At 60.1% G+C, this 13,255-nt stretch carries 12 protein-coding genes; 3 read left to right on the forward strand and 9 right to left on the reverse strand.

Annotation, left to right across the window (positions count from 1 at the left end; genetic code table 11):
• Positions 1 to 120: 120 nt before the first annotated feature.
• A complete protein-coding gene (locus tag ACEN8Z_RS09935; protein ID WP_007972508.1) occupies positions 121 to 249 on the forward strand; it encodes a PA1414 family protein in 129 nt (42 codons plus the stop codon).
• 87 nt (positions 250 to 336) lie between these two features.
• On the opposite strand, the gene ACEN8Z_RS09940 is transcribed toward ACEN8Z_RS09935, so the two are convergent.
• The 6 genes from ACEN8Z_RS09940 to speB all read right to left on the reverse strand — a co-directional run bounded on the left by ACEN8Z_RS09940 (position 337) and on the right by speB (position 5,964).
• Positions 337 to 588, reverse strand: coding sequence for a phosphopantetheine-containing protein (locus ACEN8Z_RS09940; protein WP_008004054.1), 252 nt, complete (start codon positions 586 to 588; stop codon positions 337 to 339).
• A gap of 70 nt (positions 589 to 658) precedes the next feature.
• Positions 659 to 1,384, reverse strand: a complete 726-nt coding sequence (locus tag ACEN8Z_RS09945; RefSeq protein WP_495597516.1) for an MBL fold metallo-hydrolase — start codon at positions 1,382 to 1,384, stop codon at positions 659 to 661.
• An 85-nt stretch (positions 1,385 to 1,469) separates the two neighbouring features.
• Complete coding sequence (locus tag ACEN8Z_RS09950) at positions 1,470 to 2,849, reverse strand: sodium:solute symporter family protein (protein WP_495597517.1); 1,380 nt, start codon at positions 2,847 to 2,849, stop codon at positions 1,470 to 1,472.
• Between the two features lie 165 nt (positions 2,850 to 3,014).
• A complete protein-coding gene (locus ACEN8Z_RS09955) occupies positions 3,015 to 4,526 on the reverse strand; it encodes a purine-cytosine permease family protein (RefSeq protein WP_116263201.1) in 1,512 nt (503 codons plus the stop codon).
• 55 nt (positions 4,527 to 4,581) lie between these two features.
• Positions 4,582 to 5,004, reverse strand: a complete 423-nt coding sequence (locus tag ACEN8Z_RS09960) for a YybH family protein (protein WP_008004048.1) — start codon at positions 5,002 to 5,004, stop codon at positions 4,582 to 4,584.
• 9 nt (positions 5,005 to 5,013) lie between these two features.
• The gene (gene speB / locus ACEN8Z_RS09965) at positions 5,014 to 5,964 is read right to left on the reverse strand and encodes an agmatinase (protein WP_442096806.1); all 951 of its coding nucleotides are present in this window, start codon (positions 5,962 to 5,964) and stop codon (positions 5,014 to 5,016) included.
• A 348-nt stretch (positions 5,965 to 6,312) separates the two neighbouring features.
• On the opposite strand from speB, the gene ACEN8Z_RS09970 reads away from it, so the two are divergent.
• Both ACEN8Z_RS09970 and ACEN8Z_RS09975 read left to right on the forward strand, forming a co-directional pair.
• Positions 6,313 to 7,206 carry a LysR family transcriptional regulator gene (locus ACEN8Z_RS09970; protein WP_007972518.1) on the forward strand — a complete coding sequence of 298 codons (894 nt, stop codon included), beginning with the start codon at positions 6,313 to 6,315 and terminating at the stop codon, positions 7,204 to 7,206.
• A gap of 4 nt (positions 7,207 to 7,210) precedes the next feature.
• Positions 7,211 to 7,807, forward strand: a complete 597-nt coding sequence (locus ACEN8Z_RS09975; protein WP_495597518.1) for a tRNA-uridine aminocarboxypropyltransferase — start codon at positions 7,211 to 7,213, stop codon at positions 7,805 to 7,807.
• Between the two features lie 144 nt (positions 7,808 to 7,951).
• On the opposite strand, the gene ACEN8Z_RS09980 is transcribed toward ACEN8Z_RS09975, so the two are convergent.
• From ACEN8Z_RS09980 to ACEN8Z_RS09990, 3 genes are read right to left on the reverse strand one after another with little or no spacing between them, the layout of a single operon-like run.
• On the reverse strand, positions 7,952 to 9,319 hold the full coding sequence (locus tag ACEN8Z_RS09980) for an HlyD family type I secretion periplasmic adaptor subunit (protein WP_008004045.1): 1,368 nt from the start codon (positions 9,317 to 9,319) through the stop codon (positions 7,952 to 7,954).
• Between the two features lie 9 nt (positions 9,320 to 9,328).
• Complete coding sequence (locus ACEN8Z_RS09985) at positions 9,329 to 11,488, reverse strand: type I secretion system permease/ATPase (RefSeq protein ID WP_495597519.1); 2,160 nt, start codon at positions 11,486 to 11,488, stop codon at positions 9,329 to 9,331.
• A 16-nt stretch (positions 11,489 to 11,504) separates the two neighbouring features.
• Positions 11,505 to 12,869, reverse strand: a complete 1,365-nt coding sequence (locus ACEN8Z_RS09990) for a TolC family outer membrane protein (RefSeq protein ID WP_495597520.1) — start codon at positions 12,867 to 12,869, stop codon at positions 11,505 to 11,507.
• Between the last annotated feature and the right edge of the window lie 386 nt (positions 12,870 to 13,255).

A 13,255-nucleotide genomic window follows, 5' to 3' on the forward strand; every position in this document is an offset into this window, starting at 1 on the left:
GATGGATTCAGTAACAGATCATTGCGACTTTGCGCGAGCATTGCGTAGGACTTCGGACTATTATCTGTGCGAAGGGGCTACAGAATTTCGGCCGCTCGGCACTACCCTGAAGGGGGCACCATGAAAGAGAAAATTCAAAACTGGCTGCATGACCTGGGCGTGGCTCTCGGTCTGATCGAACCGCCGCTGCAACCCGTGCCTGTTCGTACAGACGACGAACAGCGCCGACGTCAGCAGCGTCGCCGGTAATTGCAGATAACACCTGTCAGGTGAAAGGTTTTCCCGTGGCGAGGGAGCAAGCTCCCTTGTCGCTTCGTGTACGTTTGATCACCAGCGTTAGTACCGCCCAATCTCCAGCAAAAACCGACTCAAATCATTTGCCGTCCTGGCGGTCTTGAGCATCCGGTCTTCCTCAACGGAAAACGCCGTTACACCCAGCTCATCTTCCAGATGGAAGATCAGCTCTTCGATATCTTCTTTATCCAGTCCCAACTGCGCCAGGCTGGTGTTGTCGTCGAAGTCATCCCGACCTTCCAGCAGGCGGCTGATAAAGCGATGCACGACAGCACGAACGGCAGCTTCTTTCATGAACGTTCTTCTAGGAGGTAGTTGTAATTCTTCCTGCCGATGCAGTTCCTGCCGTTGAGTACAGCAGGCTTTAGCCGTGTGAACGCTGCCATTCGTCAATCATGCTGCGCAAATGCTCTCCGGAAAAACTGCCGAAATGCCCGCCATGCACCGTGCGGATCGACAACGCGTGCAGGCGTTGCAGGCTACGGGCGTAGTCATCGAGGTTGGAGTGGTAGGCGTCTTCGATCAGCGGTCCGTCGTAGATGATGTCGCCGCTGAACAGGGTCTCGGTGGCGGCTTCGTACAGGCAGATGCCACCCGGCGAATGTCCCGGTGTATGCACGACCTGCAACACGCGGTTGCCCAGGTCCAGCACATCCCCATCTTCGATAAATCCCGTGGCCGGCGCGGCCTTGACCCGGTATTCGGCGTAGCACAGCGGGCAGTCGGGGTGCGCCTCGAACATGTCGTCGCCGACAAAGGCTTTGCTCAGGTCGTTGTCGCCATCCGGCGCGGCGAGAATGTCCGCCTCGGCCGGATGCACCAGCCGTTCAGCGAATTCGTGATGACCGGCGATGTGATCGAAATGGCAGTGGCTGGCCACGGCCACCAGCGGCCGCTCGGTGATCCACGGCAGTTGCTCGCGCAGACTGACCAGGCCCGAGCCGCTGTCCAGCAGCAGGTCTTTGTCACGACCCTGGATGTGCCAGAGATTGCAGCGGTAGAAAGGCCGGATGTACGGCTCGTGAATCAGACGGATGCCGTCACTGAGTTGTTTGACTTCGAACCACTGGTCGCGAGAAACAATCTTCATAAAACGTTTTCTCCAGACGAAAAAAAACGGGTGTGGCAACCGACGCCACACCCGTCGAAGAAAGCATCAAGTCGTTATGTATAGCTTAGGCAGCGCTGGCCACAGTCACCGGGCGAGGGGACAGCAGGCTGACCAGCACGAAGCTCACCAGGCCAACGCCGAGGCTGTAGTAGATCGGGGTGTTGGCGTCCAGACCATCCTTGAACATGAACAGCAGCGCGGTGGCGAAGCCCATGCCCATGCTGGCGATGGCGCCGGCGGTGGTGGCGCGTTTCCAGAAGATGGCGCCCATCAGCGGGATCAGCATGCCGCCCACCAACAGGTTGTAGGCCAGGGTCAGGGCGCTGATCACGTCGTTCACGATCAGGGCAATGGCCAGAACCACACAGCCGGTCAACAGGGTGAACAGACGGTTGATCGCCAGGCTCGACTGTTTACCGCCACGCAGTTTCGGCAGCAAGTCTTCGGTCAGGGTGGTGGCAGCGGCCAGCAGGCCAGCGCTGGCGGTGGACATCATGGCGGCCAGTGCGGCAGCGATGACCAGGCCACGGATACCGTCCGGCAGGGACAGTTTCACGATGGCGGCGAAGGCGTTGTTGACGTTGTCCAGATCCGGGATCAGTACGTGTGCAGCCATGCCGATCAGGGCACAGGCCAGACCGTAGAGGATGCAGTAGATACCGGCAGCGGTACCGGCAACCTGAGCCACTTTGGCGGTCTTGACGGTGAACACCCGTTGCCAGATGTCCTGACCGATCAGGATGCCGAAGAAGTAGATCATGAAGTAGGTGATGATGGTGTCCCAACCTATGGTGGTGAAGCTGAAGCTTGCCGCCGGCAGTTTCATCACCAGCTCATCCCAGCCACCAACGCGGTACAGGCAGATTGGCAACAGGATGAACATCAGGCCTACGGTCTTGATCACGAACTGGACGATGTCGGTCAGGGTCAGCGACCACATGCCGCCAATGGCCGAGTAGATCACCACGACGCCGCCGCCGAGCAGTACCGAGATCCAGAACGGCAGGCCGAACAGCACTTGCAGAACGGTGCCGATTGCCAGGATCGAGGTCACGCCGATCATCAGCGCGTACGCCAGCATGATCACCGCGCTCGCGGAGCGGGCCATCGGGTTGTAGCGTTTTTCCAGCACCTGGGTAACGGTGTAGATCTTCAGTTTCAACAGCGGCTTGGCGAGAAACAGGTTCAGCGCCACGATCCCGCAACCCAGTGCGGCGCAGAGCCAGAAACCGGAGATGCCATGCACGTAGCCCAGACGTACGGTGCCCACGGTGGACGCGCCGCCCAGAACGGTGGCAGCCATGGTGCCCATGTACAGGCTAGGGCCGAGGTTACGACCGGCGACCAAAAAGTCTTCGTTGGTCTTGGCCTTGCGCATGCCGTAGTAGCCGAGTATCAGCATCGCGGCGGCGTAGATGAGTACGACGAATAAATCCAAAGCCATGACGGCGTGTCTCCGATTGTCTTTTTTATGTGGAACAAAAATATTTCTGTGGCGCAGCTCTCTGTGGGAGCGGGCTTGCTCGCGAAAGCGGTCTGTCAGTCACATCAGTGTTGAATGTGCCGCCGTCTTCGCGAGCAAGCCCGCTCCCACAGATCTTGTGCTACATCAGGCGACTTCTCGCATCGCCGGTTTAGCGAGCGAATCCGTGCTCTTGCTGCGTGAATCGTTCGGGCCGAACACTTCACGCGGTTCCGGGAACAGGCTCAGCAGCGCCAGGTATACCAGCGAGGCCAGGCCCAGGGTCACCGGCAGGCTGATGTCGATACCACCGGCCATTTCGCCCAGTGGACCGACAAACTGCCCCGGCAGGTTCACGAAGCAAAGGCCGACGGCCGCGCTCGGGATCCAGGCACCCAGGCCACGCCAGTTCCAGCCGTGGGTGAACCAGTAGCGGCCGCCTTTTTCACCGCGGGTGAACACTTGCAGGTCATCCGGGCAGTAGAAGCCGCGACGCACCAGCAGGCCGATGATCATGATCACCATCCAGGGGGTGGTGCAGGTGATGATCAGTACGGCGAAGGTCGACACGCTCTGTACCAGGTTGGCCGCGAAGCGCCCTATGAAGATGAAGGCAATCGACATCACACCGATCAGCAGCGTGGCCTTGACCCGCGACAGTACGCGTGGGAACACGCTGGACATGTCCAGCCCGGTGCCATAGAGCGAGGTGGTGCCGGTGGACATGCCACCAATCACTGCGATCAGGCACACCGGCAGGAAGAACCAGCTCGGCGATACCGCCAGCAGGCCGCCGACATAGTTGTTGGCCGCGATGTAGTCCGGTGCCTTGATCGCTACGATGGTGGCGGTGGCCAGGCCGAACAGGAACGGGATGAAGGTCGCGATCTGCGAAATCACCACCGCCGCCATGATGCGGCGCTTGGAGGTGTCACGCGGAATGTAGCGCGACCAGTCGCCGAGGAACGCACCGAAGGAAATCGGGTTACTCATGGCCACCAGCGCCGCGCCGATGAAAGCCGCCCAGAAGCCCGGTTGCCCCATGTTCACGGTGCCGGCGTAGTTCGCATCGAAAGGACCGGCGAAGGCGAAGATGCCCAGCAGGAACAGCAGACTGGCACTCCACACCGCGATCTTGTTGACCCACAGCAGGAAGCGGAAGCCATAGATGCACACGGTCAGTACCAGAATCGCGAACAGACCGTAGGCCAGGCCCAGGGTCAGGTCGGTTTCCGGCAGGCCGATCAGGCGTTTGGCGCCACCGATCAGCGCATCACCCGAACTCCATACCGAGAGCGAGAAAAAGGCGATGGCGGTCAACAGCGACAGGAACGAACCGACGATCCGCCCGTGCACGCCGAAGTGCGCACCGGAAGACACGGCATTGTTGGTGCCGTTGATCGGGCCGAACAGGCCCATTGGCGCGAGGATCAGCGATCCCAGCAATACGCCCAGCACAATCGCCCAGACGCCTGCCTGGAAAGACAGGCCGAACAGTACCGGGAAACTGCCGAGGACGGCGGTAGCAAAGGTGTTGGAACCACCGAAGATCATCCGGAACAAGTCCGTCGGGCCTGCGGTGCGTTCGTTGTCCGGGATCTGTTCGACCCCGTGGGTTTCAATTTGCGTAAGGCTTTGGTCTTTGTTGTTGTTATTCATGATCTGCTCCGATCATAAAGGCGCGCTCATCGTGCGTGAGCGTCACCTGTGTTGGCTAAGGGGGTGGCAGCCCTTCCGGCATCGCGGACAAATGTTCGTGGCAGGCCAGCCATAGGCCTTGTTGTTCTTGGCCAGACGCTTGTTTCTTGAAAACAATCGTCTCGCGCTCCTGGCTAAAGTGCTGCTCCCCTTGCATGCGCAGCTCGGTGGCTACGTCATGGATGAAAATCGCCACATCACCCTGCAGGCTGACGTAAGCGTTGCTTGAGGTGCACGAGAGCACCTCGAAGCCATCCTCTGAGCGCCAGCTGTCCCACATCGCCTGGTAGGCGTCGCGCGACAGCAGGGGCTGTTCGAGGGTATAGAAGACGAAGCTGGCATCGGCGCTGAACGCGCCGAAGTAGGCTTCGCGATCGTTACGGGCAAAAGCGGACACCAGATCGGCGGCGGCTTTCAAAACCTGATCGCGTTCGTTCATGAACCATCCTCAGCGGTGGACTACGCCAGGCAGTACGCAGAGCATTTCGTACAGCAGGTTGGCGGCCAGCAGCGAGGTGTTGCCGGTGGTGTCGTATGCGGGCGAGACTTCTACCAGATCGCAACCGACCAGGTCGAGGCCCTGGCAACCGCGAACGATCTCGATCGCCTGAATGGTCGTCAGACCACCAATTTCCGGGGTGCCGGTACCCGGTGCCCAGGCCGGATCGATGCCGTCGATGTCGAAACTCAGGTAGACCGGACCGTTGCCGACTTTCTCGCGGACTTCAGCCATCAGAGGCTCCAGCGATTTGTGCCAGCACTCTTCGGCCTGAACCACACGGAAGCCCTGGTTGCGGCTCCAGTTGAAGTCGTCAGCGGTGTAGCCCTGGGCGCGCAGGCCAATCTGCACAACGCGGTCCGGGTCCAGCAGGCCTTCTTCGACAGCACGACGGAAGGTGGTGCCATGGGCGATTTTCTCGCCGAACATGTGATCGTTCACGTCAGCGTGAGCGTCGATGTGCACCAGACCGACCTTGCCGTGCTTTTTGTGGATGGCACGCAGGATCGGCAGGGTGATGGTGTGGTCGCCGCCCAGGGTCAGCGGGATCACATCGTGTTCGAGGATATTGTCGTAGGACTCTTCGATGATCCGCACGGCATCCAGCAGGTTGAAGGTGTTGATCGCGATGTCGCCGATGTCGGCAACCGACAGCGAGTCGAACGGCGCAGCGCCGGTCGCCATGTTGTACGGGCGGATCATTACCGATTCAGCGCGGATTTCGCGAGGCCCGAAGCGGGTGCCAGGGCGCAGCGAGGTACCGATGTCCAGTGGCACGCCTACGAAGGCAGCATCCAGGCCGGCAGCGGTACTCAAGTGGGGGAGTCGCATCATGGTGGCGATGCCGCCGAAGCGCGGCATTTCGTTGCCGCCCAGTGGTTGGTGAAGAATCTTGTCCACGGGTAGGGCCTCATCGTCGTTGTTTTATTTATTGGGTTGCGCCGTTCACGGAAGGTACGGGCACCGTTGTGGGCCGATTCTGCGAAATGTAGTGGCCGGGAAGAATCGCTACGGGCAAATACTTAGTTCAGATTTTTCTAAACTAATGACGAGGACGGCGATAGACTTGTTGCCTCATCCTTTAAAGTGATGAGTTGTACAGTACCTGTGGGAGCGAGCTTGCTCGCGATAGCGGTGGGTCATCAACATCAATATTGACTGACCCACCGCTATCGCGAGCAAGCTCGCTCCCACAATGATCTTCATTACCTTCAGCGGTGTGCGTTACCCCGAGATCGGAGCATTTCCATGGCCAACGCTTTACCCGACCTGAAACTATTGCGCATCTTCGTCAGCGTGGTGCGGCATCAGGGGTTTGCCAACGCTCAGCAGGAGCTCAACCTCTCGACGTCGGCCATCAGTACCTACATGAGTCAGCTCGAAGCGGCCCTCGGCCTGGTGCTCTGCCATCGCGGCCGTGGTGGTTTCAGCCTGACCAGCAAGGGCGAACTGTTCCATCAGGAAACCCTGCGCCTGTTGGGCGAACTCGAAGGCTTCGAGCAGTACGCCGCCGCGCTCAAGGGCGAGTTGCGCGGTACCTTGAACCTTGGGGTGATCGACTCCACCGTCAGCGACAAGGCCCTGCCGTTCGCCGAAGCCATCGGCGCCTACAGCCAGGAACACCCGGCCGTGCACTTGCACCTGTCGGTGATGAGCCCTTACGAATTGCAACTCGGTGTGCAGGACAACCGTCTCGACCTGGCTATCGGTGCGTTTTCCACGCGCATGAGCGGCCTGGTGTATATGCCGCTGTACCGTGAACAACACTGGTTGTATTGCAGCACGCGCCATCCGCTGTTCAATGAACGGCGCATTCCCGAGCAAGTCATCACCCAGCAGCGCATGGTCGGTCGTGGCTACTGGAGTCAGGCTGAACTGGCGCGTCATGGCTTCAAGCACAGCGCCGCGACCGTGGAAAGTATGGAAGCCCAGTTGATTCTGGTGCTGTCCGGCGCCTACATCGGCTATTTACCGGAGCACTACGCCCAGGCCTGGGCCGACAAGGGCGACTTGCGGGTGTTGCTGCCGGCAACCTTCGGTTATCAGGCGCCGTTCTCGATGATCGTGCGTCGAGGCCGCAGCCGCGAGCCGCTGATCCAGACGTTCCGCGACTTGCTTAAAGCCCAACTGAATCAGGCCTGAGAAGATGTCCAGAATCCAATGCCCGCGCTGCCTGCGCCCGCAAACCCACTGCCTGTGCCCGTTGATCCCGAACCTCGACAGCCGCACCCGGGTGTTGCTGTTGCAGCATCCGAGCGAAGTGAACCATGCGCTGAATACGGCGCGGTTGGCGGCGTTGGGCTTGAACAATGCCGAGTTGATCGTGGGGGAAGTGTTTGAGGATCTGCCGGCATTGCTCAATCAGCCTGGATATCAGGCGCGCTTGTTGTTCCCCGGAGACGATGCGCAGCCGATGCAGGCTTATGCCGCGACAGACGAACCGTTGTTGCTGGTCGTCCCGGACGGCACCTGGCGCAAGGCGCGCAAGATGCTGCACCTCAATCCGCTGCTGGCGGCGTTGCCGAGGGTGATGCTGGCCGAAGGCGGTGTGTCCCGTTATCGGCTGCGCAAGGCACCGGGACCGGGAGCGTTGTCGACAGTGGAGGCGATTGTGCAGGCGCTTGAAACCCTTGAGGCACCGACGTCGTTTGCACCGTTGTTAAAGCCGTTTGAAGCGTTGATCGAGGGGCAGATTGCAGCGATGGGGGAGGAGGTTTACCAGCGTAATCATGCCGACAGGTGATCGTTGTATGTGCCGGCCTCTTCGCGGGCAAGCCCGCTCCCACAGGTTCAGTGGCGTGCGCAGATTTTGTGTACACAACGGACACTGTGGGAGCGGGCTTGCCCGCGATGGGGCCGGTTCAATCACCACAACTTCTGAAAAAGACTACCGCTCCCGCATCGCCTCGGTCCGCGCTTTCAACACCGGTTTAAGCAAATAATCCAGCACCGTTTTCTCCCCGGTAATGATGTCCACCGTCGCCACCATCCCCGGGATAATCAGCAGCGGTTTCACATCCCCGCCCAGATGGTTTTTGTCAGTGCGCACCTGAATCAGATAAAAACTGTTGCCCTTGTCGTCGGTGATGGTGTCGGCGCCGATCAGTTCCAGCTTGGCGCTCAGGCCGCCGTAGATCGTGTAGTCGTAGGCACTGAACTTGACCATGGCTTTCTGGCCCGGATGCAGGAATGCAACATCCTGCGGGCGGACCTTGGCTTCGATCAGCAGGTTGTCTTCCAGTGGCACGATTTCCACCATGTCGTTGCCGGGCTGGACCACGCCGCCGATGGTATTGACCTTCAACACCTTGATGATGCCGTGAACCGGCGATACCACCGTGGTACGGGTCACACGGTCGTCGATGGCGATGCTCGATGCCGTGATTTTCGACAGGTCGGTGCGTTTCTCATTCAGCTCTTTGGCGGCTTCCGAGCGGAAGGTCTGTTCCGACTCATCAATCTTGCTTTTGATCTCGTTGATCGCCGATTCGGCCCGGGGAATGGCCAGGGTGGTGGCGTTCAGCGAGCCGCGAATCTCCACGGCGCTGCGTTTGAGCCGCAGGATTTCCACCGGTGACACGGCACCGGTGCCCACCAGCGGGGTGGACATGTTCATCTCTTGTTGCAGCAGCGCCAGGCTGGAGCTGAACTGTCCCTGTTTCGAGCGGAACTCTGCCAACTCCTGGGTTTTTTGCCGAAGTTGCTCGGTCAGTGTGCGCTGCTCGCTCGCGAGTCGACGTTGCCGCTGCTCGTACAGCGAGCGCTCGTCTTCGGCCACTTGCGGGGCTTTGGCGATCACTTCTTCTGATAGCTTGAACGGCCGGCCTTCAGCCTCGGCCGAAAGCCGTTCGACCTGTGCGGTCAAGGCATAGCGATCGGCTTCGCTTTCGCCCTTGTTCGACAGGTAGCGGGTGTCATCCAGGCGCAGCAAGGTGTCGCCCTTGTTCACCATTTGCCCTTCGCGGACGAAAATTTCAGTGACGATGCCACCCTCCAGGTTCTGGATCACCTGGACTTTGCTCGAGGGAATCGCCTTGCCTTCGCCCATGGTCACTTCCTGCAACACGGCGAATTTGGCCCAGACCAGTGCGCTGACCACCAGCGCAGCCGCCAGCCATACGGTGATTCGCGACCAGCGTGGTGAGTCCTGCAACGAGGCGCCGGCGGTTTCCGGCATGAACTCGGTTTCGGCACTTTTGTTGAAACTGTCGAAGTAGCCACGTGCTTTCGTTGTTACAGGCAGGTCAGCAGACATGGTCGACTCCTAAACAGCCGCAGAGCCGACACGGCCCTTGCGCAGTGCATCGATGACTGCTTCTTTCGGGCCGTCGGCGACGATCCGTCCGTTGTCCAGCACCACCAACCGGTCCACCAGGCTCAGCATCGAGGTACGGTGGGTTACCAGCAGGATGGTTTTGCCCTGGACCCAGTCGTGGAGTTTTTTCCGCAGGACGTCTTCGCTGCTGTTGTCCATGGCGCTGGTGGGTTCGTCAAGCAGCATGATTGGCGGGTCGAGCAACATGGCCCTGGCCATCAATACGGCCTGGCGCTGGCCGCCGGACAGCAGTTGCCCGCGTTCGCCCACCGGCCGGTCGAAGCCGTGAGGGTGTTGCCGGGCCAGTTCGGTGACCCCGGTCATTTCCGCCACTTCGAGCATGCGTGAGTCGCTGATATAGCGCGCGCCGAGGGTAAGGTTGTCGCGCAGGCTGCCGGCCAGCAGCGGCAGGTCGTGGGCGACGTAGCCGATTTGATGGCGCAGGTCGGCGACGTCCAGTTGCCGCAGGTCCAGGCCATCGAGCAGCAACTGGCCTTCATCCGGTTCGTAGAACCCCATCACCAGCCGCGCCAGGGTGCTTTTGCCTGAGCCGCTGCGGCCGATGATGCCGACGCGCTCGCCGGGTTTCACACTGAAGCTGATATTGGCCAGGGCCGGAGCGCTCTGGCCGTTGTAGTGGAAGTTCACGCCGACGACATCCAGCGCGCCTTGCAGCTGGGTGCGCTCCAGCGGCCGTTGTCTGGCGTCGCGCTCCTGGGGCAGGCCCATCAGCGCGTCGGTGCTTTTCATGGTCAGTTGCGCTTGTTGGTAGCGGGTGATCAGGCCGGCGATCTGTCCCAGTGGCGCCAGCACCCGACTGCCCAGCATGTAGCTGGCCACCAGGGCACCGACGCTGAGGTTGCCGGCGATGATGCTGTAGACCCCGGCAACGATGGTCGCCATACCGGACAGTTGCTGGATGAAGAGCGTGCCGTTGGTGGCCAGGGCCGAGAGGTTGCGCGCGTGGCTGTCGAGGCGGGTGAGGGCACCGTGGGTGCTTTCCCATTTGTGCTGGCGTTCGCTTTCGGCGCTGCAGGCCTTGAGGGTTTCCAGGCCACTGAGGGTTTCGATCAACAGTGCCTGGCGTTCGGCGCCGAGGCTGAGGCTCTTTTGCACGGTGTCGCGCAGGCGGACCTGGATCACCATGGCGAAGATGATGGTGATGGGGAACGCCAGAATCGGGATTACCACCAGCCAGCCACCGAGCAGGCCGATCACCAGCAACATCAACAGGCAGAAGGGCAGATCGATCAGGCTGGTGAGAGTCACGGCGGTGAGAAATTCCCGCAGGCCCTGAAAGTCATGAATGCTTTGGGCAAAACCACCGATGGTCGCCGGCCGTGCTTTCATCGCCATGCCGGTGATGCGCTCGAACAGGGTGGCCGACAGGATCACATCGGTTTTCTTGCCGGCGGTATCCAGCAAGTGCGCGCGCACGACTCGCAGCACCAGTTCGAAAACGGTGCCGATCAGCAAACCGATTGCCAGCACCCACAAGGTCGAAGTGGCCTGGTTCGGCACCACGCGGTCGTAGGTCTGCATCACGAACAGCGGCACCAACAACCCCAACAGGTTGATCAGGAGGCTCGCCAGAATCGCATCGCTGTACAGCCATTTCGACAGCTTCAGCGTATCGCGAAACCAGGCGTGGACCCGAGGCACCAGCGGCGAGCGCAAGTCTTCGAGTTCGTGGCGTGGCCGGGCAAACAACGCCTGGCCACTGTAGTGTTCGGCCAGCTCTTCAGGGCTGAGCCATTGCTCGCCGCCGTCGGCTTCGCTGGGCAGGATCAGCACCTTGCCGTCCTCGCCATAACGGCGCAGGACAGCCGTGCGGCCGTTGTTCAGTAACAACAGCACGGGCAGGTTGAGCGGGGAAATGTCCTTGAGGTCACGGCGCAGCAAGCGCGCCTGCAAACCGGCCCGGGCCGCTGCACGGGGCAGCAGGTCCAGGCTCAGGCGTTGGTGTGCCATGGGGAGCCCGGCACTCAGGCTGGCGCGACTGACTGTCGCGCCGTGGAGTTTGCAGAGGATCAACAGACCGTCCAGAAGCGGGTCATCGAAGCTCAGGCGCGGATCGACACCGGTGTTGCCGGGTTCCATGCTGGTCATTGAACCCTCCCATGCACTACTTCATATCAGGCAGTCGAGCTTCGTTTTTCACTTCGGTCTGGGCGATCGCGTCGGCAGGCAGTACGACCCGTTGTTTGCTCAACAACTGGCCCATGTTCGCCAGGACGCGGTACATCGAAAACTCTTCGGTGTAGCGCACTTCGGTGTAGCGACGGTTGGCGTTGTAGAGTTCGTTTTCACTGTCCAGCAGATCAAGCAGGGTCCGTTGACCGAGGCCGAACTGATCCTGGTAGGCAATGCGTACGCGCTTGCTGGTTTCGGCGTATTCACGGGCGGTCGGGGTTTGTTTCTTGGCATTGACCATGGCGTTCCAGGCCAGGTGAATGTTCTCGTTGAGCTGGCGCAGGGCATTGTTACGGATGTCCATGGCCTGGTTGATCTTGTGCGAATCGGAGGCCAGGCGCGCCTTGTCGCTGCCGCCGCGGAACAGGTTGTAGTTCATGATCACGCCGACCCGCCATTCGTTGTCGTGGCCTTCGTCACCCTGCACGTTGTTGTTCGCGCCCACTGCCGCCTCGGCGTCGAAGCGTGGGTAGAACGGCGACTTGGCGACTTCGTACTGGCTTTCGGCCGATTGCACGTCGGCCTGGGCGGATTTCAGGTAAGGGTTGTTTTCCACCATGCTCTGCTGGGCTTCGGGCAGCGAGGTGGGGACTTCGCCGCGAATCGACGGCGGGGTTTCCAGTTCATCGGGCATGCGCCCCACAACGGCGTAGAAGTTCGACTCGGCATCGGCCAGATCAACTTCGGCGGTGTCGAGGTTGTTTTCTGCCAGTGCCCGGCGAGCCGAGGACTGGTCGGCATCGGCGTTGCTGCCCACGCCGCGCTGGGTGCGCAGGCCGATCTGGTCGTTGACCCGCAAGTGTGCTTGCAGATTGTTCTTGGCCAGTGTCACCAGTTCGCGGCGCTTGAGAACTTCGAGGTAAACCTCGGTGGTGCGCAGGGCCAGGTCCTGAGCCGTACCCTGAGCGTAATAGGCTCTGGAGTTGACCACGCCTTTGGTGCGTTCGACTTCATTGGACGTGTTGAACCCGTCGAAGAGCATTTGCCGCAGGCGCAATTCCGACTGGGTGTAGTTCAAGGTTTCAGTGTTGTGCCCGCTGGGGGTGAGCGCCCGGGTATTGGTGTTATCGCTGTACGCGCGCCCGTAGGCGGCGTTCAGATCAACCGATGGATAATAGCCCCCTTTGGCGACCTTCACGTCCTCATCAGCCGACAGACGGCTGTCCACCCGCGATGCCAGCTCCGGGTGGGTCGCGATGGTGCTCTGGATTGCTTCGGTCAGCGTCATGGCATGAGCCTGGGACGAGCAGGCCATGGCTAAAAGAACCGCGCTGCAGAGGGGGGTTAATAGGCGCATTTACATCTCCCTGATTCCTGATGGTGCTTATCAGTCGCCAATTATTTGACGACTTTTATAGGTAAAGTTGTTTCACCTCTTTAACAAAAGAGCTAAGAACATTCTGGAGCGTAGCTAAGAAATTTTTTTCATAACGCGTATGCCAAAAAAAACTTATGAGCTCTGCAAAATCCAGCACATTGTTCAATTCGAAAGCCCTTGTTTTATGGGCTCTAGGGCGCTCATCGGGGTTTGAGTAAAGTTCCAATCCACTTATCGACATAGAGCGGAGAAGTGCTGGAGGGGAGGGATGCGAACGATCTGGTGGCGACAGTTTTTTGTCACTTGACTGATTCGAGATCGTTACGCATTGCTCACAGGCAACGTTGTTGCGCACGGGGATCCGA

It is taken from the genome of Pseudomonas sp. Pseusp10 (assembly GCF_059492225.1).

Bases quoted from the DNA above. Each gene is read 5' to 3' on its own strand.
- ACEN8Z_RS09935 (WP_007972508.1), top strand. From the start codon at position 121: ATGAAAGAGAAAATTCAAAACTGGCTGCATGACCTGGGCGTGGCTCTC.
- ACEN8Z_RS09940 (WP_008004054.1), bottom strand. From the start codon at position 588: ATGAAAGAAGCTGCCGTTCGTGCTGTCGTGCATCGCTTTATCAGCCGC.
- ACEN8Z_RS09945 (WP_495597516.1), bottom strand. From the start codon at position 1,384: ATGAAGATTGTTTCTCGCGACCAGTGGTTCGAAGTCAAACAACTCAGT.
- ACEN8Z_RS09950 (WP_495597517.1), bottom strand. From the start codon at position 2,849: ATGGCTTTGGATTTATTCGTCGTACTCATCTACGCCGCCGCGATGCTG.
- ACEN8Z_RS09955 (WP_116263201.1), bottom strand. From the start codon at position 4,526: ATGAATAACAACAACAAAGACCAAAGCCTTACGCAAATTGAAACCCAC.
- ACEN8Z_RS09960 (WP_008004048.1), bottom strand. From the start codon at position 5,004: ATGAACGAACGCGATCAGGTTTTGAAAGCCGCCGCCGATCTGGTGTCC.
- ACEN8Z_RS09970 (WP_007972518.1), top strand. From the start codon at position 6,313: ATGGCCAACGCTTTACCCGACCTGAAACTATTGCGCATCTTCGTCAGC.
- ACEN8Z_RS09975 (WP_495597518.1), top strand. From the start codon at position 7,211: ATGTCCAGAATCCAATGCCCGCGCTGCCTGCGCCCGCAAACCCACTGC.
- ACEN8Z_RS09980 (WP_008004045.1), bottom strand. From the start codon at position 9,319: ATGTCTGCTGACCTGCCTGTAACAACGAAAGCACGTGGCTACTTCGAC.
- ACEN8Z_RS09985 (WP_495597519.1), bottom strand. From the start codon at position 11,488: ATGACCAGCATGGAACCCGGCAACACCGGTGTCGATCCGCGCCTGAGC.
- ACEN8Z_RS09990 (WP_495597520.1), bottom strand. From the start codon at position 12,869: ATGCGCCTATTAACCCCCCTCTGCAGCGCGGTTCTTTTAGCCATGGCC.